The organism is Bacillus bruguierae (assembly GCF_037104725.1).
Classification (GTDB): Bacteria; Bacillota; Bacilli; order Bacillales; family Bacillaceae_G; genus Bacillus_A; species Bacillus_A bruguierae.
This window is the reverse complement of sequence record NZ_JBAWSX010000001.1, coordinates 91970-117669: the sequence shown is the minus strand read 5'-3', so window position 1 is coordinate 117669 and position 25700 is coordinate 91970. Positions and strand designations below refer to the sequence as shown.

Genomic DNA, 25700 nt, shown 5'->3' with positions numbered 1-25700 from the left:
AGATGTTTTAATGCTTAAAAAGTTAGCAATAGGTACATTAACGTCTGGTATTTTATTGACTGGAAGCATTACAACAAGTGCAAGTGAATTATCAGTAAAAGAAAAAAACAAAGATACTTATGCACAATCTTGTAGAACAATTTATTATAATGAACGTTATAGTGAAGATGAGTATATTCCACATTACATTACAAGAGAAATAAAGGGTCAATCTATTAAATTTACACTTTTATCAATGACGAAAAAGGATGGCGAAAATTTTTGGCGAGTAAAATATGAAGGTAAATTATGTGAATAAGACCAACTGATTACGTTAAAAAAGCACTCATTTTGAGTGCTTTTTTATTTATCTATCATTTTTTCAGTACTTTTCGTTTATCCACTATATCAAGAATTACGGAAAAAACTCTTACTTTTTTGTTTATAAAGATATCCTTTTAAAATAAACGCTTATAAAGCCATATCATACCGCTCCAAAAGGTACACCTTTTGAAGGGCATAAGAAAATATGAAAACCAATACTTCAAAACCTATGAAATAACATTTTTAAAATACTTCTAAAAATCAATACCTTTTAAAGTGGTTTTGTTATACATAGATTTAGAAAAAAGAAATAGATTACGAGTAGAACATTTATAATGTAACATAGCATTATTTTTGTTAAAATGGAATTAAAAGGAAATTATTATACATCTATGTAGCTAATAAAGGAGATGATTATATTGATAATCTTTTGGTATTTCTTACTCATTCTGTTAGCTGTTCTGGCCGATTACTATTGGTTAGACATGGATAGTAAAAGATGGGGATGGTTTAAAAAGACAAGTAAAAAACAAAAAGCAATCGTTTTTACCTTTGTTCTTCTTTTAACTTTCATAGTATACATACTTATTGATATTGAATACTTTAAAAATTGACACCCTTAGTTAGCTAAGGAGCCAATTTTTCTTATGAACTCGATAATTAATGTCCCTCACCCTCAATGACGAGAATGATGTGAATGAAAAATATATCAGAAAGAAAATAAAGTGAAACTTCCATCAGTGGAGGTTTTCTTCATCCCCCACTGATGGAAAGCCCGCCCAATCGGGCACATGCCAGCAGTTGTCCCCCACCTATCTTCTTCGCTTCTCTCTAAATCTCGAGGTGGGGGTCTTACTGCCCACAAATAGCGGGATAAACATAACACTGTTTAGGGTTCAAACGGTGTTATGTTATCCTATAATTAAATTTATCATTCTCTAAGAAAAGAGGATAATTATGAATTTGAATCATATGAAAACCGCTTAAGTTGAGGGGCAAATATAGCGACCCCTGCTCAAAAATTTCCTGCATTCACATCATCTATTCATTTTATTGACAAACTCACTAACCGACTTCACATATTCATCGTCAAATAACCCTCTCGGGTCAAATATGGATTTCATCAACAGGCCAAATTCCGAATTTACATATTGCGGTTTCAACATGGAATGATTTGCTTCTGGTAAATAAGATACCGATAACAACTCTTTCCGTATTTCTTTTTTGTAAACTTCCATCGTGTTTTTGATATCTACATTTTCATCACGGCCTCCAACAATTAACTTAACAGGCTTTTTTGTTTCTGAGAGATCCTTTGTTGCATCGCTATTTACATTCTTTTTAATAAAATTCCATCTTTCTTTAGAGATATCGCCTTTATCATTCGTTAAGTTTTGGTAGTCTTCATAATTACTATTTTTCAAAAGTAATTCTAAGACTTTTTCATTATTTTTCATTCGTTGGTTGATTTCTTCTTTTGTTGCGCCAGCACTAGCCATACTTTTTTCCGTATAGTACTTTCCTTGTTCGATCCAATTAATCGCAGGTGATACTAAAATACTAAATGAAACATCATCGCTAGCATTTGCTACTTTTGGGACGACCCATCCACCTTGACTTGCTCCCCATAATCCTATTTTTTTAGGATCAATATCAAGATTTTTCTTCGCCCATTGAATCACTTCGATTACTTCATTTGCGCGATTTTCCATCGATTGATCTAACCAATCTCCAGTTGATTTTCCAATACCAGGCTTATCCCATGCTAGGGAAGCATACCCTTTTTTCGCTAATTCCTCCCATAAAGGTAAATAACCATCATCATACGTTACATTTACAGGTCCATCACCATGAACAAAAATAATTAATCCCGGCTTTTCTTTTTCTTTAGGTAAGGCGAGGGCACCGTGTAATGTATTTTTTTTCGTTTGAATCGTTACTTCTTCTTGCTTCATATCATAAGAATTTTGGTAGAAAATCCATCCTACGGCTCCCAGTATTACAATTCCTAACACGAGTAAAATCCTTTTCATTTTTTCCTCCTTTTGTTATGAAATTCTTTTTCTCACCAAATAATATGATAGTTCATTGAAAAAAAGAGAAAGAGTATTGTAATTTTATGCTAAAATTTATTTAAAGATTGTAAGAATTTGTACTTAAACTGATGAGTCAGATTCGTTGAATAGGGATTAGGTAAAGTGAAACTTCCATCCGAGGTGGGGATCTTACTGCCCACAAATAGCGGGATAAATTAGTAAGCAATGGAAAAAAGGGAGAGAAAGCAATGTTACAATCATTGATTTTTGATATGGATGGAACTCTATTTCAAACTGAAAAAATTCTAGAATTATCACTTGATGATACTTTTAACCATTTACGGTCACTAAATTTATGGGATACAGTAACTCCTATTGATAAATACCGTGAAATTATGGGGGTACCTTTACCAAAAGTTTGGGAAGCCTTGTTACCTAATCATTCCAATGAAATAAGGGAGCAAACGGATGCTTATTTTCTGGAAAGATTAGTTGAAAACATAAGAAATGGGAAAGGTGCTTTATATCCTAATGTAGAGGAAGTTTTTAGTTATTTAAAAGAAAATAATTATTCCATTTACATAGCGAGTAATGGTTTAACGGAATATTTACAAGCAATTGTAAGTTATTATAATTTGGATAATTGGGTTACTGAAACATTTAGTATTCAGCAAATACAAACGCTCAATAAAGGCGATTTAGTTAAAACCATTATAAAAAAATATGATATAAAAAGGGCAGCAGTAATTGGAGACCGTCTATCTGATATAAATGCTGCGAAAGATAATGGTTTAATTGCAATTGGATGTAATTTTGATTTTGCGCAAGAAGATGAACTTGCTCAAGCTGATTTTGTAATAAATGACTTAATGGAGTTAAAGACAATATTGCCTGAAATGAAAATAGTTTACTAAACCAACAGGTGCTTTAACTAAATAGGAGAAATAATAAATCAACGCTCAGAATGATATAGTTCTGAGCGTTTTTGTTTGTTATTAGAAATGTTTTGTCGTTTTTCTCTACAATAACGGAACTACCTAAATTAAAAAGCATCCTTTTTTATATTATTATATTTCTTTACATATATTCCCTTTTCCAATATGAATCATTATTTCTTCTATAACGTTAATCCGAACCGTTTTAATTCAATGAAAATATGTTCTAAACGTTTCCCCTTCTCTGTTAATGTGTATTCAACGCGCGGGGGAACTTCTGGATATACCGTTCTTTCCACAATTCCATGCACTTCAAGTTCCTTCAGACGAAGTGAGAGCGTTTTCGGGCTAATTCCATCCATTGATTTTTGCAAGTCACTAAACCGCATCGTTCCTTCAATAAGAAGGTCTCGAATAATTAAAAACGTCCACTTTGTTCCGATTACATCAAGTGTTTTCGCAATGGGACAAATTTGCCCCGGCGTTCCCTTTGTTAATTCGATTGGCTCCATGTTACTCATTGAAACACGCTCCTAAAAATTTTTTTCGATTGATTTTCTTTATATTATCACAATTCTATCTTTATGGTAACTATATGAAATAAATATCACTACTTCCCAAAAGGAATCAACTATACATACAATATCATTAGAGACTGACGCTATTTACAAAATAAGGAGGTGAGCTATGAATATTAGTCCGTTTAACTTAGCGAATCATTCTTTAGCGGGTGGATTATCAACAATGGACCCGGACTTCATGCAGGCCCGTGGATTGCTGCTCTTGTTACCGTTGCTGGGCTTTTCGTTACATTATTGAGTTGGTCTTTAGATAAACGAGAAGCCATATTCACTGCGCAACAGAGTAGAAAAATATAAAAAGTAAAGGAGACCATTATGAGCTTACAAAAAAAAATCATGAAAAACATAGTTAGTGTCACAAGCATCTTCGGAGTCATGATTATGATGGCAGCGTGTCATACGCAAACATCAGAATACAAGACTGCTGCACCAGCCAAGAAAGATATTCAACTATTGAAGGAGTTTCCTCAACCTAAATCGATGACAATCGATCCTTCGTTGGATCAACAAAAAGCTACAGAGATGGTTCATGCTGCGCAGCGCTTCTATGCATTTTGGAATACTGGAAATAACGCTCTCATCCCGCAAACTGTTACAGACAACTTTTTTGATAACACGTTGCCAAAAGGGCGTCCTCAAGGACCAAAAGGCTTAACATTTGCCTCAAGCAATTTCCGTAAAGCCTTTCCGGACTTACAGTGTAATATCGAGGATTTAGTAGTAACTGGGGAAAAAGTAACAGCTCGTCTATCATTCACTGGAACACATAAAGGTAATTTTGGAGAGAAACAGCCAACTGGCAAAACTGTTAATTTCTTTGCTATCGATATTTTACGAGTGAAAGATGGAAAAATCATTGAAGATTGGCACTTAGAAGATAATCTAACGCTTATGCAACAACTCGGCGTTGTACCTGAAAATTAATTGAAACACATTATAAAATAAAGGGGAAAACGACAATGAAAAATATACTTATTATAAACGGCCATCAAACCTATAGATCAGCAGAAGGAAAACTAAACAAAACATTGACGGATAACATGATCAATGTATTAAGTACAAATCACAATGTCCAAACAACAGTCGTTCAAAATGGATACAGTACCATGGAAGAACAAAGTAAGTTTTTATGGGCTGATATTGTCATCTTCCAAACACCTATCTATTGGTTCAATGTGCCTGGATTACTGAAAACATATATGGACGAGGTGTATGCTTACGGATTATTTTTCAAAGGATCTGAGCAATACGGAAGAGGCGGCTTATTAACTGACAAACATTATATGTTTTCAACTACATGGAATGCTCCGGAACAAGCATTTAACGATCCTGCGCAATTTTTTGGAGGAAAGAGTTTAGAAGAAGCACTCAGCCATTTACACCGCACACAAGATTTTATCGGTATGAAACCATTAAAGAGCTTCGCTTGCTATGATGTAATAAAAAATCCGGATATTGATAGATTTGTATTTGAGCTGAATACACACCTAGAAGAAATATTACCGCTTTAATTCATATTTAATGAGAACAGCCCCTTCATAAAATCGAAGGGGCTTGCAGTCTTAATACAGATTTTAGTTAAACGCTTGTTACTTAATCGTTCCCATCCCACCAATTCTCACACTTACCTTAACATTCACATCCCCCTTTGCCAATGCCTTATTCCAGTTATTTTGAACTTTTTTCCATTGTGGGTATGTGTAGGTTCTTGCATAAATTCCAAGGCCAATCGGATCAATTTCAGCAGCTTGTATTTTCTTTATGAGTTGCTTGAAATCAGCCTCCATCTTCGTTTCAATAGCCTTTTGCAATTTTGCTGCATCTTTTCTTGTATTAAACGAAAAAAGCCGTTCTGTAATGCCGATTCTCATCTTTACATCTATATGAAATATAAAATGGTTATCATACCTTACCTTTGTCTTTACTTTAATATTTTGGGTACTAAAGCTTATCCAATCTTTATCCTGGTTATCCGATTTTAGCTTAATTGGAATTGTAAATGGAAACTCGCCTTTCGTTTCGTGCTGCAAAATACGTAACAATTTGTTTTCATCAGATTTTAACGTAAATTTATATCTTCCTTTTTCATCTAACAACGCTGTACCTGTCAGCCATAGTTTATTCTTTTTTTTCATCTCAGTAATACTTGCTGTCATCCCTTTATCTATCGTTTGTTCATGCAATTTTTGAAGAGTTGTTTTTACCGTGACATTTCTTAAATAAGCGGTGTCAACTAGTTTTGTTAAATATAAAGGAAGCCGTGGCTTATCCTTTGGATTATAAAAGATGACGTCTGAAACAGGTCCATCTACAGCAATGACTCTTGTAGTGACTGTGTTTTTTGGATCCCGATAAAATGGATCAAGGTACTTTTCCCAATTTTTTTGTTTCATTAGCCGTTTTCCAACTAAAAAAACTTGTGTCTTACTTCCCGAGGTTAGCGCCATAACTGTAGCGTCAAATTCCTCTCTAGAATTTCGAACTGTAACAGATTTCACGCCGGTATTTTCTTCTTTTCTCTTTGCCTCTTTACTAAAAACAGGACTTGACATGTACACCAATAAATTATCATTTTGATCTAAATCTATACCAAGCATTAGAGTCAAGGAAACATCTTCAACATTTGTTTGATCAAAACAACCAGTCATCATAAACACCAATAACAAAATGCAACATAATACCTTTCTTTTCAATGTATCCCCCCCTGGCGATACTTCTCATATACCCAGCTATACAGCCATAAAATAATAGGTGATATATACGTCAATCCTAATCCTGCATTCGATATTGCCTGTTGCCAAGTTTCGGATTGATTCCAACTAGGATGAGTCCAAAATATAAAGCCAATAATGAGTATCAGTAGAACAACGAGGTGAGAGCTATGGTCTTGTTTCCCTAGTAATTGGCTAGAACAAAAGACAGCGCAGTATATACAAGGCATCCAAGCTGTGGAAACAACAATTAAGTAAACAGCTAATAAAATCATGTCAAAACGTTCTAAAAAACGAAATTCAATTACTTTCAATAAATTTAGTACGGGCTGATTAAATTCTGTAATGCTGTCAGGGCTAAAGTAGGCAAAGCAAACAAGAGTAGCAAATAAATAAAATAACATCGTCAAAGTATTAGCAATAACGAATCCATGGACTGCATACTGTTTTTTTTGTAAAAAGGGATATAAAAAGAATGCGATATCAAACCCTAAAAAAGTAAAAATTGTGGTCGGTACAGCTGCTAATACCGGTTTCCATCCTTCTTTTAAGAGCGGAAAGAACGGCAGCCAACTCCCACCTTCTTTTAGCGGTATCAAAAAAAACACTGGGACCCAAATCATCATATAAAAACCAAGTTCGCAGTATCGTCCTAGAATTCGAGGACCGTTGCGTACAACAATAAATGTAGGAATGGAAAACAAAAAGATAATGATATAGTCAGGCGTTTTCGGAAGAAGCCACCCCTTAAGATAAAGCAAAGCATTCACAAGAATGATGCAAGAATAGCAAGCAAAATAGATCATGTAAATAACAGCTAGCGCTTTCCCAACTATTTTTCCAAACAATCGTATAAGAATGTCATAAAGCGTGTCCTCTGGATATCTTGCAGATGTTTTCACGATAAAAATACCGGATATTGTGGAGAAGGCCCAGCCGATAAGTATAGCAATCCATCCATCTGTTCCAGCTTTTTCAGCAAGCACTCGCGGGAGAGATAAAATGCCAGTTGCGACCTGCATTCCGTTAATTAAAAAAATATACTGGAGAAGTGTGATGTCATTATAGGCATACTTTTTCATAGTTTCACCTTTTATTATGGTTTTGTCCTTGTCGAATAGATGGGGCAGCTCCCGTACCCTTAGGGCGACTTTTCATTGTCCATAGAGGAAAGCGTACAAAAGCATCCTTCATATCTGCAAAGCGAAATGGCGCTAACGGAGTGCCATAAGGAGTGCCTAGCGATTCAAGACTGATAAGATGTGCAACTAATGTCATCCACCCGATAACAAGTCCGACAATTCCAAATAAAGCAGCTGATATCATCATAGGAAATCGTAATAATCTGACCGCAGCTCCCATATCATAATTTGGAATAATAAAAGAAGCGATGGCTGTAACAGCAACAACAATAATCATAATGTTGCTGACAATTCCCGCCTGAACAGCCGCCTGTCCAATAATAATCCCGCCTACAATTCCAACTGTCTGACCAATCGGAGTAGGCAGCCGCAGGGCTCCTTCCCTCATCATTTCCAATGTCATTTCCATAAGCAGCGCTTCCATAACTGGAGAAAATGGTACGCGCGTTCTTGATTCCGCAATAGATAAAAAAAGCTCTACAGGAATGACTTCAAAATTGAAGGAAATAAACGCAACATAACTTGCTGGCAAAAAGAGAGCAATCATAAAAGCTACGAAACGAAGTATCCGAATAGACGAGGCAACTAACCAACGTGTCCCGTAATCATCAACTCCTTGAAAAAAGGATATAAAATTTGTCGGAGCAATCAATACATTTGGAGAATGATCCACAACAACCACAAATCTTCCCTGGAGAATGTGAGATACAGCCACATCAGGTCTTTCAGTTAATATAAATTGCGGAAACGGAGAATATGGATTATCTTCAATGAATTCGATAAGTTCACCAGCACTAATGACAGCATCCACCATAATGTTTTCAATCCGTGTTTCCAACTCCTTCAGCACATCTTCGGAAGCTACATCTTTCAAATATACAATGGAAATCCTCGTTTTACCCCGCATACCAATTGTTGTTTCTTGTAACACTAATTCTCGATGAGGAATATATCTTCGAAGCAATGCAACATTTAGACTTCCAGTTTCTACAAAGGCTTGATGCGCACCTTTTAGAGATATTTCATTACGAGTATCTTCAATATTTCTTTGTGGCCATCCTTTCGTATCTAATTGATGCGCTGTCGTTTGACCATGAATCAATAAAACACTATCTCCTCCCAAAATAGCATTTTCAATCTGGCTCCATGTATTAATAATTTCAATATGTCCTAATGGAATTGGAAGTTCTGTATTCGCATCACGGCCGCTATCCATCAAAGGAGTTAGAACATGACTTTGAATCAATTGTTTATCTGTTAATCCAAACAAATACACTAAAGCTGCTTCTAGTCCATCTACCGTCATTGGAAACCGACGAATCACTAAATCAGGAGCTTGACGAAAGAGTTCCTGAAGCTTAGCTATGTTTTTAGATAAATCAGCGTCTAAGAGGGAGTCCTCTATATTTTTTTCTTGAAAATGAGTATTGTCACGTCTTGAAAATGACTTAGGATTGCCTCTACTTTTTAACCGTTTCAGAAATTTAACCATGAACTCCCCTCACTTTCTACATGCGTTCTATATTATTGTTTAGTATGCATTTCTTAAGGGAAAATATCCTAATAACTAACAAGAGGCAGTGCCGGAATTATTGTTATAGACGCTCATTAATCAAATCTCCAAAATAAAAAAGGATTTCTTTCTATTAGTCATACAGAAAGAAATCCTTTTTTACTTTAGGAATATACCAAACCTATACTTCTAGCCCTTTTTTATAATACTCTTCCATAATTTCTTTAGGGACCATACTGCCACCTGTCCCCCACATGACGTGTGTGGCATTTTCTAATTTGTCTGTTAAACAATGCTTTCTTAAATATTCCTGACCTTCTTTTTCTTTCAATAGCCTAATTGGCCCTGGCACACTTGCTACCGCAGAAGGCTCTAAGCTCATATTCTCTGAATCGATCAATGCACTTAATAATTGATACAAATGATTATCATTCACCGTATAACATCCACTTAATAAAGATTCAATGTTTTGCCCAACAAACCCTGATGGCTTTCCAACCGCAAGGCCATCTGCCACAGTGATGCTATCAATACCAAAATCTTTTACAGAAACTTTATCATGTAATCCTGTGATTAAGCCTATTAACATACTCGGACAATGAGTAGGTTCTGCCAAAAAACAATGTACATGGTCTTGATATATTAATTTTAAACCAAACGCAATCCCCCCCGGTCCCCCTCCTACTCCGCATGGAAGGTACACAAAAAGTGGGTGATTTCCATCTACTCTTATACTCATATCTTTTAATTGTTGTTGTAAGCGAGAGGCAGCCACTGCATATCCTAAAAATAAATCATGAGAATTTTCATCATCGATAAAGTAACAGTTTGGTTTGTTACTCGCATACTTTCGGCCTTCTTCTACAGCATTACTGTAATCTCCCTTATATTCAATAACTGTTGCTCTCTTACTCTTCAGAAAATCCTTCTTCCATTTCTTTGCATCAGCTGACATATGGACCGTTACGTTAAAACCCATTTTAGAACATATAATGCCAACGCTAAGTGCTAAGTTGCCAGTTGAACCTACTGCAATCGAGTATTGTGAGAAGAAGTTTCTAAATTTTTCACTATCTATCATTGAATAATCATCTTGCAGTGTTAACAATTGATGTTGAATAGCTAAATTTTCGGCATGTTTAAGAACCTCATAAATACCACCTCTTGCTTTAATTGAACCTGCAATCGGAATATGACTATCACATTTTAATAAAAATTGACCAGAAGATGTTAAACCATGAATTTGTTCTAAGTGCTGTTGCATAGAAGGAATTTTAATGATAGGAGATTCAATAATTCCATTTAACTTTTTTGTTTCTGGAAAGACTTTCGCAATATAGGGAGCAAAACGTTTTAATCTTTCTTCCGCATCTTTTACATCTTTTTCATTAAATCGAGTTTTTTCAATTCCTGTTTGAAACAATTCGTATTTAGGGTTGGACCAAAATACTTCCTTTGTTCGTATGAGATCATTTATTAAAGGATATGTTTTGATCCAGTCTTGTACAGTTGTTCCTTCAATTCGAATGGTGTTCATCTTCTTCCCCCTTTTTGTAGCAATTGATCTATAACCGCATTGTATATTGGTTATAATAATTCTTCAGATATTAAAATATCCCCCAAAAAGCCACCCCATTTTGGAAAAGGGTGGTTTTTGGGGTACCGATTATTGTCGAACGGTCTTTATATTGTGTCAAATCGCCGATATATTTATCCTGCACTATTTTCCGGCATATACTTTCGGGCATTCATCTCCAGTCGGTTCGTAAAAACAATGATTCTTGTATTGTCCTGCATGAGGCTGATCCCACCATGTAGGAGGACAATTACCAACTGGACGGAAAAACCACAAAGAATATACACCTGGCCATATACGAGCATAATTCAAACATTTTCTTGCCATTTCTTTGTCGCTCTCTCTTGCTCTTTGATAGAAATACCCTTTTGTCGTTGCTTCAAATCCGCCTGGTTGCTGATACACCATTTGTGAAATATTTGTAATTTGTTTAAAGTCTAGACAATCGCACATGACACGATTCACACCAACTGTCCCTACAGCCATCATACCTTGTTGTCCTTCTCCTTCTGCTTCAGCACGCATGAGACGAGCTAATAAATCGACATCACTTTCTGTATACGCAATTCTTGTCATTTATCTCCCTCCATTCTCACTATAACTATATGCAAAAATAATTATTTGTTTTAAAAAGACAGGTTCTAAATAACAAAAAAACCGAATAGCGACTTTTTAACTTGTCTACTACTCGGGTTATAGCTTAATAAATAATCTAATTATTTAACTCTTTGACGAAGGAATAACATTCCACCTAAAACGAACAATACCATACCTCCAACCATTGAAATTATCTCTGCTGGTGTTCCACCTGTTTTAGGAAGTAATACTGTCGTATTATCATTTTCTTTAAGGGACGGAACTTTTGGATTGTTATTTGGATCATTATTTGTATTGTCCTTAGGAACTTCAGGTGTAGGTTCCTTAATCTTTGTATTCGTAATGTCATAACCATTCACTTCTGATTTATATCCTGCTACTGGTTGCTCTTTTACTTCATACTTATATGCTTGGCCGTCTACATCATATGCTTCTAATCCTGTAAACGCATATTTCCAATCGCTTGCTGCTGTTACGTCTTTCGTGTCAATCACTTGGCCGTTTTGCAGTAAGTCTATTTTGATTGTGCTCGGACGATCTGTCGCGTTGTTGTCATTCCACGTTTTCGTTCCTGCTACTTTTGTTTGGCCTACTTTTGTATTTGTAATGTCATAACCCTTTACTTCCGATTTGTATCCGTCTACTGGTTGTTCTTTCACTTCATACTTGTACGCTACTCCGTTTGCATCGTACGCTTGTAGATTGTCAAACGTGTAATTCCAATTGTTTGCTGCCGTTACATCTTTCGTGTCAATCACTTGACCATTTTGTAGTAAGTCTACCTTGATTGTGCTTGGACGATCTGTAGCGTTATTATCTTTCCACGCTTTCGTTCCTTCTACTTTTGTTTGGCCTATCTTTGTATTTGTAATGTCATAACCCTTTACTTCCGATTTGTATCCGTCTACTGGTTGTTCTTTCACTTCATACTTGTACGCTACTCCGTTTGCATCGTACGCTTGTAGATTGTCAAACGTGTAATTCCAATTGTTTGCTGCCGTTACATCTTTCGTGTCAATCACTTGGCCGTTTTGTAGTAAGTCCACTTTGATTGTGCTCGGACGATCTGTCGCATTGTTGTCATTCCACGTTTTTGTTCCTGCTACTTTTGTTTGGCCTGCTTTTGTATTTGTAATGTCATAACCATTTACTTCCGATTTGTATCCGTCTACTGGTTGTTCTTTCACTTCATACTTGTACGCTACTCCGTTTGCATCGTACGCTTGTAGATTGTCAAACGTGTAATTCCAATTGTTTGCTGCTGTTACTTCTTTCGTGTCAATCACTTGACCATTTTGTAGTAAGTCCACTTTGATTGTGCTCGGACGATCTGTCGCATTGTTGTCATTCCACGTTTTTGTTCCTGCTACTTTTGTTTGGCCTGCTTTTGTATTTGTAATGTCATAACCATTTACTTCCGATTTGTATCCGTCTACTGGTTGTTCTTTCACTTCATATTTGTACGCTACTCCGTTTGCATCGTACGCTTGTAGATTGTCAAATGTGTACTTCCAGTTTGTTGCTGCTGTTACTTCTTTTGTATTTACTACTTGACCGTTTTGTAGAAGGTCTACTTTAACCAAGCTTGGGCGATCTGTTGCATTGTTATCCTTCCAAGTCTTTGTTCCTTCTACTTTTGTTTGACCAACCTTTGTATTCGTAATGTCATAACCGTTTACGCTGGATTGATATCCCGCTACCGGGTGTTCTTTCACTGTATATGTGTAAGCTACTCCATTTGCATCGTATGCTTCTAAATCTGCGAATACATATTTCCAACCCATTGCTGCTGGTACGTCTTGTGTTTGAATTACATTTCCATTTTGTAGTAAGTCGACTTGGATCATTGCCGGACGGTCTATTGCATTTCCGTCTTTCCACGTCTTCGTTCCTTCTACTGTCAATTTCGCTACTTTTGTGTTTGTAATGTTGTAGCCATTTACTTCCGATTTATATCCCGCTACCGGTTGTTCTTTTACTGTGTACGTATAAGGAACACCATTTGCATCATATTGTGCTAAGTCTGCAAATGTGTAATTCCAATTGTTTGCTGCTGTTACATCTTGTGTTTGGATCACAGTTCCATTTTGCAGTAGGTCTACTTGGATTGTTGTTGGTCGATCTGTTGCATTGTTATCCTTCCAAGTTTTCGTTCCAGCTACTGTTGTTTTGCCTACTTTTGTATTTGTAATGTCATAACCGTTTACTTCTGATTTGTATCCTGCTACCGGATGTTCTTTTACTATATACGTATAAGCAACACCATTCGCATCATATGCTTCTAGATTTGTAAATGTATATTTCCAATTATTTGACGCTGTTACGTCTTGTGTTTGGATTACATTTCCATTCTGTAGTAAGTCTACTTGAATCGTTGCCGGACGGTCTGTTGCATTTCCGTCTTTCCACATCTTCGTTCCTGCTACTGTTGTTTGACCTACTTTTGTATTCGTAATGTCATAACCGTTTACTTCCGATTTGTATCCGTCTACTGGTTGTTCTTTCACTTCATACTTGTACGCTACTCCATTCGCATCGTATGCTTGTAGATTGTCAAATGTATACTTCCAATTGTTTAATGCCGTTACGTCTTTCGTGTCAATCACTTGACCGTTTTGCAGTAAATCGACTTTGATTGTGCTTGGACGATCTGTCCCGTTGTTATCCTTCCACGTTTTTGTTCCTACTACTGTTGTTTGACCTACTTTTGTATTCGTAATGTTATAACCGTTTACTTCTGATTTGTATCCCGCTACTGGTTGTTCTCTTACTGTGTACGTATACGCATTTCCATCATTATCATATGCAGGTATATCTGCAAACGTATAGTTCCAGTTATTTGCAGCTGTTACGTCTTTCGTGTCAACTACTTGACCGTTTTGTAGTAAATCGACTTTGATTGTTGCTGGACGATCTGTCGCGTTGCTATCCTTCCACGCCTTCGTTCCTAAAATAGATGTCGATTTCACCTTATTCGGAACCATCAGCTTTACACCTTTTTCGGCATTTGCATCAATTGTAAAAGGCACTTTTGCTTGTGGATCAAAATCCAAATAGTTTGGAGCAGTAATCTCTTGTACATAGTAATCGCCTGGATTTAAAGTAGGGACTTCAACCATACCTTGTGCATCTGTTGTATACGTACCGCCAATTTGCTGACCTGACTCTGTATATAATTTAAACGAGACATTCGGTATGAATTTTGTTTCATCTCCAGCAATGTGTTTTACAATTCTTAGCGTTCCTTTAGGTGGTAAATCACCTTGAGCACCACCGCCCGCGTTTATATTTTTAGTCCAAGCACTATCTGAAAACGTTACTGGTTGCTCATTTAAAATCTGGTAATTAATCGTAAAATCATTAAAAAAATTCTCTTGGCTCATTCCATTTTCAGTTATAGTAGCGGTATACCTCAAAATAAAAATCTTACCACTGACCTGATCCTTATAAGCTCTAATTTCAAAAGAATTACTATTAAAAGTAATTGTTCCATAACCCTTATCAACGAATTGTTGAGGTGTTAACGCTTCATTTCCAACTATTAAAGTAAAACCAGCCTGATCAAGTGTTTGGCCTGATTGTGAAGTATCCGACAAAACAATATCAGAACTTAATTGCTCCTTGTTATTATTTATAGGCAGTTCCCACTTCACTTTAGTTGGAGTATCCGGGTCAATTCTACCTGTTTTGTAGGAAAATGGAGCTGTACTCTCACCACCTTCAGTTGGCCCCTTAATGGTTACCCTTTGCGTTTGTAAATTTGCACCTAAATTTGTGTCAACTGTTATCGTTTGCCCTATTGCTACATTCTGAGTCGCTTGAACTTCAAAATAGAAATATCCTCTAATATTTCGAAGTTTCTCAACTACATCAGTAAATGTACATAAAACATTTGTTGTCGTTACTTGACAAGTTCCAAATGTAACACCAGCATCATTCTTTAAATCAATCTTTCTACTATATCCTTGTAATTCTTGAGGTAACGTTAACGTTAGTGTGTCTCCAGCCTTCATTTTATTTCCAGATTTATCACTAAAATTAACTTTTATTCCCGTTCGTTCTCCATAACTGAGATCTGTTTTGTCGAACGTAAAGCTATCAACAAATCCACTTGTATTTAACTCTTGTGCTTTCGCTATTATAGGCATCAAACTCTGACCTATAGTAAATATAAAGATCATGATAATTGAAAAAATAGAAGTTACTTTTTTCATATAATGGTAATAGGTAAACCTTTGAAGCCATCTCCAGCTTTTCCCCCACCCCACACCGTGCGTGCGACTTTCACCGCACACGGCGTTCCACCTAATCAACAAGTTCATATAGCTTTGTTATCGCCATCTTTATGTAAGAGAACCTGTTCATTAGACTCGGGGCCTTCCCTCCACTCCTTATTATCAGAGTTTCATTGGTACTACACCCCTACTGCCATCCCTATTCATAACTCTTTCACAGCTTAAGCTGTTCCCCGAGTTATTACTACATCGTTAGGGACTTCTGACGTTCCGAAACTGCTAGGTATATAACTATACGTAGGCCCTGCCTTTGTCCCGATTACCACTTCAATAAGAAGTTAAAGCAACCCTTTAGCTTTATCCATCACAAACCGTATGATATTGTTTTGGAGATAATATATTGACGCCCATTTCTAGGAACGGATACACGAGACGTACATTCAGCAGTTCGTCATTGATTGCTCAAATCCTGACCATATATAGCTCCCTGTCCGCATCACTTTTGCAATATGTTTAACCTTTCCTCAGCTTTACCTGTTAGGGCTACTCGATGCGACTTCACCCCGCTTCACACGTAGTCGTTACCAATTACGCATGGGGGAGTATTAACAGCCATCTAGTCGTGAGATTTGTTTGGGTATCCCACCGTGGTCTCACAGTTTCAGTTGTTACTAACAATCGTTAGTCCAGACAATCCCTCGAGTGTGAACCCGATTTCTGCCTAACGTCACACACCATACTCTTTATCCGCCTCCTAACGAATGATATTAAGATGGCTTTTGGTACAAATGCACGATAAGAACGACTTGATAGTTGCTAGTATTTTGTCTCTTTTGATCGTTATAAACTTACTTTCTATATATGCCTATCTACTCTTCAAAAATCATTAATTTCTCTAATATAGCTATTAAATCCAATAATTCGAATATTGACATATCTAACAAACAATGATAATATACAAATTGACTAAATTATGTTTTTACCATCATTTCTATCAAATCATGTAAACTGAAATTGTACCGTATTACCATCTCGTGCTGAGCATAAACGCCATTAATTTGTTCATACTATATAAATCCAATTTTAAAATACGGCATAAACAATTTTTCTCCATGTGAGATTAATCAAAAGTAACAAGCTCAGCCATGTCAAAATTTTAATGAGGATTTATATATTTTTTATTATTCATAGATTCATAACATCAATATGTTCAATTTTGACTACACATTTTAACACTTCGAAACTTTTTGACTCCCTCCCTTAAAGGCTCTTTCATGCTCTTGCCTAAAATTTTACACTCTTTTGACAATAAAAATAGTTTTCGTAAGTTTTGTAACTAATTTTGTAATTTTAAAAAGTGTATAGTTGTTCCAAATTTAGCTATATATCTCCATTTCAATTTTTCGACATATAAGTCACTGCTACGCAGAATACAACATGACCTTCACCCCCTTTCTTCTTTTGTTTTCAACCTTGCATGTGATAGAAAAAGGAATTGGCCGTTTCTATGCACGGCCAGGTACTCTCGCCACCTAAAAAGAAAGCGGATTTTATGTCTTTTTTTACTTGTATATATAATTAAGGTATCCCCTACTTCACAGGTCCTCCCACATACGCTGAAATATCAACATGTAATGCTTGTGCTAAACGCATACCATATTCTCGATCTGCACGGAAGAAGTTGCAAATTGCAAGCAATTTTGTTTGTTCATTCACATCTTTTAAATCATTTGCCAAGTTCGCAATTAAGTTATCTTGTTCTTCTTTAGAGAAGGAACGATAACGCTCACCAGCTTGCCCAAAATCGTTTGGTTTCTCAATTTTTTCACGAGATACATAACCTTCAAGTTTCATAGTTGAATCTCGATATGCCGAATCTTCACTTGGATTTTCCGCATGGCGACTTGGTTCATAATTAATTGTAGACGGCTGTTGGTTCGTTTGCATGAAACCATCGCGTTGTTGATTATGCACCGCTGCGTACGGACAGTTTACAGGAATTTGTAAGTAATTTGCACCTAAGCGATAACGCTGTGTATCCGGATAAGAGAATAAACGTCCTTGTAATAATTTATCCTCAGATGGTTCAATACCAGGCACAGTTGCGCTTGGTGAAAATGCCGCTTGTTCTACTTCTGCAAAGAAATTTTGCGGGTTACGATTTAGCGTCATTGTACCTACTTCCATTAATGGAAAACGGTCTTCTGGCCATATTTTTGTTGGATCTAATGGATCAAACTCTAAGGAATCCATTTCATCTAGTTTCATAACTTGTAGATGAAGATCCCATTTCGGATAATTCCCATGCTCAATCGCATCAAATAAATCACGAGTTGCATGGTTAAAATCTTTTCCTTGCATTTGTTCTGCTTCTTTTACATTAAAATTACGTACGCCTTGTTGTGGCTTCCAGTGATATTTTACGTATACAACCTTCCCATCTTCGTTTACCCATTTAAATGAATGAACACCGAATCCTTCCATTTGGCGGTAGTTTGCAGGCGTACCGTAATCAGAAAATACCCAAGTTAACATATGAGTTGATTCTGGTGTTAGCGTCATAAAATCCCAGTAGCGATCTGGAGTTTGAATATTTGTATTTGGCGCCGGTTTTAAAGAATGGACCATGTCAGGGAATTTGATTGCATCACGAATGAAAAATACAGGTAAGTGGTTACCAACAAGATCATAGTTTCCTTCTTCTGTATAAAACTTCACCGCAAAACCTCTTGGATCACGAGCTGTTTCCGGAGAACCTTGCCCATGAATAACCGTTGAGAAGCGAACAAATACAGGTGTTTCTGTTCCTTCTTTCTGTAAGAATGCTGCTTTTGTATATTCTTTCATACTATTTTTTGTTACGAAAAGGCCATGAGCGCCAGCACCACGTGCATGTACAACACGCTCAGGAATACGTTCTCGATCAAAATGCGCTAATTTTTCTACTAAATGATAATCATCTAATAATACTGGGCCACGACGACCTGCTGTACGAGAATTTTGGTTATCTCCTACAGGAGCACCTTGATTTGTTGTTAAGCGATTGTATGGATTCATTTTTGGACCCCCTTTTTATTATAATAATTTTTTATTTAAAATTATTATAAATTAATTATTATTAAAATCTGTTTTTTTGTCAATCATTTATATAAAAATTTTTTATATAAATGATTGACATGCTATAAAAAAAGAAAGAGCAGCAAATACGCATACATATCGCTTAAATAAAGGTGATTCAAAAGACGGAATTTTCAGTCTTTTTCAATTTAAAATAGGGAGGTGTTAGCTACTCTCTCTTTGTAATTATAAGTTTAACACTAAAAATACAACCCAACAACAAAAAAATACAATATTCTAAAAAATTCGACATTTTTCTTCAAAATCTTGAAAATATCTGAATAAAACAGATGCTTCGAATTACAAAAAACATTCATTTAGTCAAAAAAACTGTCCCAAAAAGCCGTTATTTAACGATCTTTTGGGACAGCTTCATATATACAAATGTATTTTGTTTTCATCAATACAACGCAGTTTGCTTACCGGTCTTCCTACTTGTTGATATACCATTTCATTTTCTAAAACTCCAATTTCAATTAAAAATAGGACATACTTTCGAATGGAAACCCTAGAAATTCCAACTAATTGTGCCATCTCTTCTGTTGTAAATGTTTTCCCTTGAAGCGATTTTATCTGTTTCCAAACTAATTGTAAGGTTTGTTTTGTTAATCCTTTTGGAAGCACTTTGCTTACAGGAGATTCTTTTTTTTCTTTTTGTAAAATCAATGCATCTAATTCAGATTGATTAATATTGGACTGCGCCTTCATAAATTCAAATTTTTCGCGATAAGCAGATAATGCTTCCTTAAAACGTTCAAACGTAAATGGTTTAATTAAATAATCTACAACTCCATATTGCAGTGCTTTTTTAATACTTACCATATCATGCACCGCTGAAATCATCATCACATCAATTTCTTTTTCCTTATTGCGAATATGCAATAACAATTCAAACCCAGTATCACCAGGCATAAAAATATCAAGCAATATAAAATCTATGTGGGATTCTTCTAGTACTTGCAATGCTTCATCTACAGAATTAGCTATATGAACAAGTTCAAACCCGCCAACTTGTTCTAAATAATGCTTATTTAGCACGGCTACCATTGGATCATCTTCTACAATTAAAACTTTAATCATCTTCCATCTCATCCCTACTTTTATATGGTGTTTCAATTGTGATTATTGTTTGCTCCCCTAATACTGAATCAATATGGATATTTCCTTTTATACGTTCTATACTTTCCTTCACAAGATATAAGCCATATCCTCGATTTTCTCCTTTTGTAGAGTACCCTTTAACAAATAATTTATCTATTTCTTCTTGTTTAATTCCATTACCTGTATCTGTAACCTTTACAATTAATTTATCATAATATTTAATTACAACATTTACCTGCTTATATTTACAATCCGCTACTGCATCCAAAGCATTATCAATTAAATTCCCTACAATTGTAATGAGTTCATGAATAATCCCCTCATCATCCGGCTGTGGTAAATAAGAATCTTCACTGATCGTTAATTCTATTCCTCTTTCTCTTGCATAGCTAAGTTTTCCAAGTAAAAAACCTGCAAACACAGGATTTTTTATCTTCCGCATCACATCTCCAATTTCATATTGATGCTCTGATACCATGCTACTAACATATGTTTCTAATTGTTCATAATGCTTCATATGTGTTAGTCCTAATACAACATGCATTTTATTCATAAACTCATGCGATTGTGCACGCAAAGCCTCTGCATATAGTCGAATACCGGTTAACTGCTCTGCTAATTTTCTTATTTCCGTTTTATCACGAAATGTTGCAATTGCCCCAACAATTTCTCCCTTTACGTATAACGGAACTCGATTCGAAACAATTGTAATCCCATGCATACTATGTTCCTCATCAAACTGCGCTACTCCCGTTTGTAATACTTCTTTTATCCTTGAATTCGGCATATACTTCTTAATGTCTTCACCAATAAACTCTTCTTTGATCCCGCTTTTTTCAATTAACCGCCTGGCTTCGTGATTAATTAAAGTAATCCGCGCATCCGTATCAATCGCAATAATTCCTTCTTTAACAGATTGTAGCATCGTATTTCGTTCTTCTAAGATTTTTGAAATTTCACTAGGTTCGAGGCCAAATAAAATTTTCTTAATATGTCTAGCCAATAAAATAGCCCCTATAACTCCTACTAAAATCCCAACGCTGACACCGATGTACATAATGTGTCTGCTTTGTTTCACCATCTCTTCTACATTATCAGCTGAAATTCCAACAGCCACAACCCCTATTTGTTTTTTCGTTTCAGAAAAGATTGGTACAAATACTCGCATAGACCTTCCTAATGTCCCTTTTGCTGTTGATACATATTCTTTTCCTTTCAAGGCTGTTGCTTCATCGCCCCCAACGAAATGTTGACCAATTTTATTAGGATCCGGATGAGATTTTCGTATCCCATTCATATCCATAACTACAATGAATTGAACATCTGTATTTTTTAAAAGCCGATTCACATTCGGTTGAATTTCAGATTCATCTTTTCTTCCCGATAAAGCATCGATTACGAGCGGTGAATTTGCTGTAATACGTGCAACTGCTTTAGCTTTTTCTATTTGACTTTCTTCTGTCGTACGCTCGACATGATGACTAATTAAAATATCTGTTACAAGTAAAGCAAATATAACAACAGCACATACAAAAAATGCAATGGTTTTCTGCAAACTCAAAAACTTCTTTTTTTTCTCCATCCCTCTCTTTTCACCCCATGTTTTCTATACTCCGTGCGAAATCTATATTACTCATTCTTTACAATGAAAACAACTTTTTTTCATAAGTAAGCCTATGTATAATATTTTACTTATTGAGATACAAAGAAGACCTATATAAATACAAATTTAAAAATTGACATAAAACCCTCTTTCTTTTTAGGTGGGCGAGAGCATCTGACCATGCATAGAAGCGGTCAGGGTCTTTTTGCCACATGCAAGATTTAAAACAAAAGGAGAAAGCAAGTAGCGGGCATGTTGTATTCTGCATAACAGCGACTTATAAAGAAAAGTGGAAGCGGCTCGCTCAGAACAAGAGGGGGATGGAGCTTCTGACATAGAGGCGCTTTTTGCCTCGGTGGAAGACGCGAAGCCACCGACTGTTCTAGCCGCTGGAGCTGGATCATAAGAAAAGCGGAAGCGGCTCGCTCAGAACAAGAGGGGGATGGAACTTCTGACATAGAGGCGCTTTTTGCCTCGGCGGAAGACGCGAAGCCACCGACTGTTTAGGCCCATTGGCTAAGGTTCTTTCACACAGAAGGTGCTTTTTACCTTCTTGTGTGGAAGGTTCTTAGACATGAGGGCCTAGGAGGAAGAGCTAGACAAAGATGTCGAAAAATGAAAATGGATATATAAAGAAGGACAACATATGATTGAACAAGTAGGATTTGAAATAGAGTTTATAGAGAAGAAATAAAACTGCTCCCCACCTCTTAAAGATGGGGAGCAGTTTTAAAATAGATGGCATGTATCCAGCTTAGACATACACGATCCACATCTTTTAGATTCGTAATATATCCAAGCTCGATATATTTCTTGCATCAAAGTTTCACTTTATTGTTCGATTGAATAGTTTGGTACTTTTTTAATTTGTGCCACACCTGATTCAATTGCTGCTTTTGCTACCGCAGCTGCAACACTTGGTACAACTCTTTTATCCAATGGATTTGGGATAACATAATTTGCATTTCGTTCTTCATCTGTAATAATGTTAGCAATTCCATACGCGGCAGCTAATTTCATTTCCTCAGTAACATCTGTGGCACGCACATCTAATGCACCGCGGAATATACCTGGGAATGCTAATACATTGTTCACTTGGTTTGGAAAATCAGAACGTCCTGTTCCAACAACAGCAGCTCCCGCCTCCAGTGCATCTTCTGGGAATATTTCTGGTACTGGATTCGCCATTGCAAACACAATCGGATTTTCATTCATTGTCTTCACAAGTTCTTTTGTTAATACATTAGGAGCAGATACACCGATAAAAATGTCTGCACCAGCAATCGCTTCTTTTAATGTTCCACGTACATGTTCGCGATTTGTTTCTTTCGCAATCTCGATTTGTGCAGGGTTCATCCATGATTCTCCTTCACAAACAACACCTTCTAAACTTACTAACGTCATATGCTGTGCGCCTGCTTTTAATAACAATTTACCAATCGCAATTCCTGCAGAACCAGCACCATTAATGACAATCTTCACTTCATCCATCGTTTTATTTACTACTTTTAACGCGTTAAGAACTGCCGCTAAAACAACAATTGCTGTTCCGTGCTGATCATCATGAAACACTGGAATATTTGTTTCTTCTTTTAAACGCTTTTCAATTTCAAAACAACGCGGCGCTGCAATGTCTTCTAAATTAATACCTGCAAATGTAGGTTCTAAATTTTTAACGATGGTTACGATTTCATCTACATCAGTCGTTCCAAGACAAAGCGGGAATGCATCGACATTCGCAAACTTTTTAAATAAAATACTTTTTCCTTCCATAACAGGCATAGCTGCTTTCGGTCCAATATCACCTAAGCCAAGTACTGCCGTTCCATCTGAGACAACGGCAACCATATTACCACGTGCTGTATAGTCATAAGCTGTTTCTTCATCTGCCGCAATCGCCTTACAAGATTCCGCTACGCCTGGTGTATATGTCAAACTTAAATCATCAGCTGAATTCACTTCTACTTTACTTGTAATTTCAATTTTTCCTACTAATTCTTTATGAAGTAATAACGAACGTTCTTTAATTTGGCTCTCTAACATAAAAATAATCTCCTCCTAATTTTACAAGCTAGCTACGTCTTTACATAGCTAGCTTGTTTGATGTTACATTACGAAAACATTTTTAATAAAATTGATGCTGTTACAACCATTGCTGCTCCGCCTAAACGCGTTGAAATTTGTGCAAACGGCATTAATTCCATACGGTTTGAAGCTGATAAAATCGCAACATCTCCTGTTCCGCCTAGTCCGCTATGGCATCCTGTTACAATCGCAGATTCAACCGGGAACATTTTCATAACTTTCCCAATAAGGAAACCAGTTGCGATCATTGTAATTACCACTGATGCACACACCGCAACATATCCAACTGAAAGAACAGCTGCTACATCTTTTAACGGAATGTACAGTATTCCTAAACCAACCATTAATGGCCACGTTAAGCTTGTCGAAATAAATTTGTATAAGTGATATGCACCTTGCTCCATTTTTGCTGGCATTAATTTAAAGTACTTCACAAGTGCTGCTGAAAAGATCATAATGATTGCCCCTGGAATACCAATAAATTTAGAAGCCAATCCACCGAAAATAAAGAACGTACATGCAATTAATAAACCTGCTCCCATTAATGAGAAGTCAATTGGTTTTTCTGTATTTTGTTCTTTTAATAAATCATCTTGATTACCTGTTTTTACCAATACACCATTACCGCTAAGTTCTGGTTTTTTCTCACCTAATCGCTTCATGTATCCAGCGCCTACAATCGCAAACATATTTCCGATAACCGCTGCCGGAATAAGCTGAGATACAAATGTTGCTGATGATTGATGTAAAATTTCACTGTAAGCTAAGGAAAGTGGTAAAATCCCTTCTCCGATACCACCACTCACAATTGGTACAATGATAAAGAAGAACGTTCTCTTCATTTCAAATCCGAATAATGATCCAACTAATAATCCAACTACAATAGAAGCAAGTGTTCCTACAACTAATGGAATAAACATGCGAATAAAGCCTTGTACTAACACTTTGCGGTTCATTCCTAAAACACTTCCAACTACTAAACAAGAAATGTATAGATATAAAAAGTTCGATTTTTTCATTAACATATTTACAGCATTCATTGATGCTGGGTTGATCCAGTTAAAGAACACGAGTAATGACGGAATAAATAATGAAAGAATTGCTGGTCCACCAACGTTCTTTAAAATTGGAATTCTCATTCCAATATCGCCTAAGAAAATACCCATAATCATAATAACTGCAAATCCGCCAATCATATCCGCAGGCAACTTATTATATACAGATGCTCCATAAATAACCGCTGCTAGCACAAGATATAAAGGTAACGGTATAACACCAATTTTTATATTCATAATTTTTGAAATAAATGTTTCCTGCTTTGTTTCTCCTTCACCTGCAGGTGACATCGTTTCCACTTGATTTTGAATCCCCATAGAGGCACCCCCTTATGTTGTTATTTACAATATTAAAACGCTTTCAATAGTAATAATAGATTTTGTAAGTTTTGTAAGTGGTTTTGTAATTAAAAAAAGTAATTCCCACTCGCTTTCTCCTTTTGTTTTAAACCTTGCACGTGGCAGGAACAGGCCCTGACCGCTTCTACGCATGGCCAGATGATCTCATCCCCCCTAAAAAGAAAGGAATTTTTTATTTCGGATTTTTAACTTGTATATACAAATAAGCAGCTTATGGATAAAGTCTCCACAAGCTGCTTATTTGTATTATTTCACATCTAACTTTTCTTTTGCTTTCACAGGTATTTGCTTAGTCGTTATTTCTTCGTATCTTTGAATTCCATGTGTTTTATCCGGATATTCACCATTTACATACACACGCAGAAATGCCTGTAATTTTAAGTTTTTAGTTGCGAAAAATTTAACCGTTTCTTCTTTTCCCTTTTTATCATATGCTTTCATTGTATACCAATACACGGGCTGTTTTTCTCCATCATTATCTTGTACAGATTCTTCTTTTCCATTCTCTGTGATTTGAACGTAATATTCTTTTGCTACCCATTTTTTAATATCTATTGCATCATTTTTTTCAGCAACAGCTAGTACTGCCATTGAAGATACGGAAAATAATAGCATAAATAAAGTAATACCTATTACATATTTCTTCAAGTGAGTCACACCTTTTCTGTTCATTTACTATGTCTGTTTGTATGATAAAAGTTTTATGTGTGATTTGTTATCGATTTACGTGACAGCAAGATTACATTTCTG

At 36.1% G+C, this 25700-nt stretch carries 20 protein-coding genes; 6 read left to right on the top strand and 14 right to left on the bottom strand.

Translation table 11 applies throughout. The features are described from left to right. Positions 1 to 10: 10 nt before the first annotated feature. Positions 11 to 298 carry a hypothetical protein gene (locus WAZ07_RS00565; RefSeq protein WP_336470908.1) on the top strand — a complete coding sequence of 96 codons (288 nt, stop codon included), beginning with the start codon at positions 11 to 13 and terminating at the stop codon, positions 296 to 298. Positions 299 to 713: 415 nt separating this feature from the next. Continuing rightward, positions 714 to 917 (top strand): hypothetical protein, encoded by a 204-nt coding sequence (locus WAZ07_RS00560; protein ID WP_336470907.1) that lies wholly within the window; start codon positions 714 to 716, stop codon positions 915 to 917. A gap of 423 nt (positions 918 to 1340) precedes the next feature. Here the strand turns inward: WAZ07_RS00560 and WAZ07_RS00555 are convergent, their stop codons facing one another. Further along, positions 1341 to 2336: an alpha/beta hydrolase family protein gene (locus WAZ07_RS00555; RefSeq protein ID WP_336470906.1), complete on the bottom strand. Its 996-nt coding sequence runs from the start codon at positions 2334 to 2336 to the stop codon at positions 1341 to 1343. Between the two features lie 251 nt (positions 2337 to 2587). On the opposite strand from WAZ07_RS00555, the gene WAZ07_RS00550 reads away from it, so the two are divergent. Then, the gene (locus WAZ07_RS00550; protein ID WP_336470905.1) at positions 2588 to 3253 is read left to right on the top strand and encodes an HAD family hydrolase; all 666 of its coding nucleotides are present in this window, start codon (positions 2588 to 2590) and stop codon (positions 3251 to 3253) included. Positions 3254 to 3456: 203 nt separating this feature from the next. Here WAZ07_RS00550 and WAZ07_RS00545 read toward each other — a convergent pair whose 3' ends face one another. Next, complete coding sequence (locus WAZ07_RS00545; RefSeq protein ID WP_090918864.1) at positions 3457 to 3795, bottom strand: winged helix-turn-helix transcriptional regulator; 339 nt, start codon at positions 3793 to 3795, stop codon at positions 3457 to 3459. Between the two features lie 166 nt (positions 3796 to 3961). Here WAZ07_RS00545 and WAZ07_RS00540 point away from each other — a divergent pair, with 166 nt between their 5' ends. The 3 genes from WAZ07_RS00540 to WAZ07_RS00530 all read left to right on the top strand — a co-directional run bounded on the left by WAZ07_RS00540 (position 3962) and on the right by WAZ07_RS00530 (position 5366). Continuing rightward, positions 3962 to 4093 (top strand): hypothetical protein, encoded by a 132-nt coding sequence (locus WAZ07_RS00540; RefSeq protein ID WP_336470904.1) that lies wholly within the window; start codon positions 3962 to 3964, stop codon positions 4091 to 4093. A 77-nt stretch (positions 4094 to 4170) separates the two neighbouring features. After that, positions 4171 to 4779: an ester cyclase gene (locus tag WAZ07_RS00535; RefSeq protein ID WP_413788864.1), complete on the top strand. Its 609-nt coding sequence runs from the start codon at positions 4171 to 4173 to the stop codon at positions 4777 to 4779. 35 nt (positions 4780 to 4814) lie between these two features. Further along, a complete protein-coding gene (locus WAZ07_RS00530; protein ID WP_336470903.1) occupies positions 4815 to 5366 on the top strand; it encodes an NAD(P)H-dependent oxidoreductase in 552 nt (183 codons plus the stop codon). A gap of 78 nt (positions 5367 to 5444) precedes the next feature. Here WAZ07_RS00530 and WAZ07_RS00525 read toward each other — a convergent pair whose 3' ends face one another. The 12 genes from WAZ07_RS00525 to WAZ07_RS00470 form a co-directional block, all read right to left on the bottom strand. Then, positions 5445 to 6548 (bottom strand): Ger(x)C family spore germination protein, encoded by a 1104-nt coding sequence (locus tag WAZ07_RS00525; protein ID WP_336470902.1) that lies wholly within the window; start codon positions 6546 to 6548, stop codon positions 5445 to 5447. Then, the gene (locus tag WAZ07_RS00520) at positions 6545 to 7648 is read right to left on the bottom strand and encodes a GerAB/ArcD/ProY family transporter (RefSeq protein WP_336470901.1); all 1104 of its coding nucleotides are present in this window, start codon (positions 7646 to 7648) and stop codon (positions 6545 to 6547) included. The genes WAZ07_RS00525 and WAZ07_RS00520 overlap by 4 nt, the downstream gene beginning before the upstream one ends. 4 nt (positions 7649 to 7652) lie before the next feature. Beyond that, entirely contained in the window at positions 7653 to 9200 is a 1548-nt protein-coding gene (locus tag WAZ07_RS00515) for a spore germination protein (protein ID WP_336470900.1), read from the bottom strand. Positions 9201 to 9402: 202 nt separating this feature from the next. Beyond that, positions 9403 to 10758: a D-serine ammonia-lyase gene (locus WAZ07_RS00510; RefSeq protein WP_336470899.1), complete on the bottom strand. Its 1356-nt coding sequence runs from the start codon at positions 10756 to 10758 to the stop codon at positions 9403 to 9405. 183 nt (positions 10759 to 10941) lie between these two features. Next, positions 10942 to 11373 carry a cell wall hydrolase gene (locus WAZ07_RS00505; protein ID WP_336470898.1) on the bottom strand — a complete coding sequence of 144 codons (432 nt, stop codon included), beginning with the start codon at positions 11371 to 11373 and terminating at the stop codon, positions 10942 to 10944. Positions 11374 to 11513: 140 nt separating this feature from the next. Continuing rightward, a complete protein-coding gene (locus WAZ07_RS00500; RefSeq protein ID WP_336471396.1) occupies positions 11514 to 15608 on the bottom strand; it encodes a Cna B-type domain-containing protein in 4095 nt (1364 codons plus the stop codon). 1611 nt (positions 15609 to 17219) lie between these two features. Further along, positions 17220 to 18686, bottom strand: a complete 1467-nt coding sequence (locus WAZ07_RS00495) for a catalase (protein ID WP_336470897.1) — start codon at positions 18684 to 18686, stop codon at positions 17220 to 17222. 432 nt (positions 18687 to 19118) lie between these two features. Continuing rightward, on the bottom strand, positions 19119 to 19826 hold the full coding sequence (locus tag WAZ07_RS00490; protein WP_336470896.1) for a response regulator: 708 nt from the start codon (positions 19824 to 19826) through the stop codon (positions 19119 to 19121). Continuing rightward, positions 19819 to 21429 (bottom strand): sensor histidine kinase, encoded by a 1611-nt coding sequence (locus WAZ07_RS00485; protein WP_336470895.1) that lies wholly within the window; start codon positions 21427 to 21429, stop codon positions 19819 to 19821. The genes WAZ07_RS00490 and WAZ07_RS00485 overlap by 8 nt, the downstream gene beginning before the upstream one ends. An 852-nt stretch (positions 21430 to 22281) precedes the next feature. Then, positions 22282 to 23493 (bottom strand): NAD(P)-dependent malic enzyme, encoded by a 1212-nt coding sequence (locus WAZ07_RS00480; RefSeq protein ID WP_336470894.1) that lies wholly within the window; start codon positions 23491 to 23493, stop codon positions 22282 to 22284. A gap of 68 nt (positions 23494 to 23561) precedes the next feature. Continuing rightward, a complete protein-coding gene (locus WAZ07_RS00475; protein WP_336470893.1) occupies positions 23562 to 24908 on the bottom strand; it encodes a 2-hydroxycarboxylate transporter family protein in 1347 nt (448 codons plus the stop codon). A 288-nt stretch (positions 24909 to 25196) separates the two neighbouring features. After that, entirely contained in the window at positions 25197 to 25598 is a 402-nt protein-coding gene (locus tag WAZ07_RS00470) for a YxeA family protein (protein WP_336470892.1), read from the bottom strand. Positions 25599 to 25700: the final 102 nt, after the last annotated feature.

What these genes read in the sequence shown, in the direction of transcription:
- WAZ07_RS00490 (WP_336470896.1), bottom strand. Translation starts at nt 19,826, where the DNA reads ATGATTAAAGTTTTAATTGTAGAAGATGATCCAATGGTAGCCGTGCTA.
- WAZ07_RS00485 (WP_336470895.1), bottom strand. Translation starts at nt 21,429, where the DNA reads ATGGAGAAAAAAAAGAAGTTTTTGAGTTTGCAGAAAACCATTGCATTT.
- WAZ07_RS00495 (WP_336470897.1), bottom strand. Translation starts at nt 18,686, where the DNA reads ATGAATCCATACAATCGCTTAACAACAAATCAAGGTGCTCCTGTAGGA.
- WAZ07_RS00545 (WP_090918864.1), bottom strand. Translation starts at nt 3,795, where the DNA reads ATGAGTAACATGGAGCCAATCGAATTAACAAAGGGAACGCCGGGGCAA.
- WAZ07_RS00475 (WP_336470893.1), bottom strand. Translation starts at nt 24,908, where the DNA reads ATGGGGATTCAAAATCAAGTGGAAACGATGTCACCTGCAGGTGAAGGA.
- WAZ07_RS00505 (WP_336470898.1), bottom strand. Translation starts at nt 11,373, where the DNA reads ATGACAAGAATTGCGTATACAGAAAGTGATGTCGATTTATTAGCTCGT.
- WAZ07_RS00565 (WP_336470908.1), top strand. Translation starts at nt 11, where the DNA reads ATGCTTAAAAAGTTAGCAATAGGTACATTAACGTCTGGTATTTTATTG.
- WAZ07_RS00520 (WP_336470901.1), bottom strand. Translation starts at nt 7,648, where the DNA reads ATGAAAAAGTATGCCTATAATGACATCACACTTCTCCAGTATATTTTT.
- WAZ07_RS00535 (WP_413788864.1), top strand. Translation starts at nt 4,171, where the DNA reads ATGAGCTTACAAAAAAAAATCATGAAAAACATAGTTAGTGTCACAAGC.
- WAZ07_RS00555 (WP_336470906.1), bottom strand. Translation starts at nt 2,336, where the DNA reads ATGAAAAGGATTTTACTCGTGTTAGGAATTGTAATACTGGGAGCCGTA.
- WAZ07_RS00530 (WP_336470903.1), top strand. Translation starts at nt 4,815, where the DNA reads ATGAAAAATATACTTATTATAAACGGCCATCAAACCTATAGATCAGCA.
- WAZ07_RS00515 (WP_336470900.1), bottom strand. Translation starts at nt 9,200, where the DNA reads ATGGTTAAATTTCTGAAACGGTTAAAAAGTAGAGGCAATCCTAAGTCA.
- WAZ07_RS00560 (WP_336470907.1), top strand. Translation starts at nt 714, where the DNA reads ATGATTATATTGATAATCTTTTGGTATTTCTTACTCATTCTGTTAGCT.
- WAZ07_RS00540 (WP_336470904.1), top strand. Translation starts at nt 3,962, where the DNA reads ATGAATATTAGTCCGTTTAACTTAGCGAATCATTCTTTAGCGGGTGGA.
- WAZ07_RS00500 (WP_336471396.1), bottom strand. Translation starts at nt 15,608, where the DNA reads ATGAAAAAAGTAACTTCTATTTTTTCAATTATCATGATCTTTATATTT.
- WAZ07_RS00480 (WP_336470894.1), bottom strand. Translation starts at nt 23,493, where the DNA reads ATGTTAGAGAGCCAAATTAAAGAACGTTCGTTATTACTTCATAAAGAA.
- WAZ07_RS00510 (WP_336470899.1), bottom strand. Translation starts at nt 10,758, where the DNA reads ATGAACACCATTCGAATTGAAGGAACAACTGTACAAGACTGGATCAAA.
- WAZ07_RS00550 (WP_336470905.1), top strand. Translation starts at nt 2,588, where the DNA reads ATGTTACAATCATTGATTTTTGATATGGATGGAACTCTATTTCAAACT.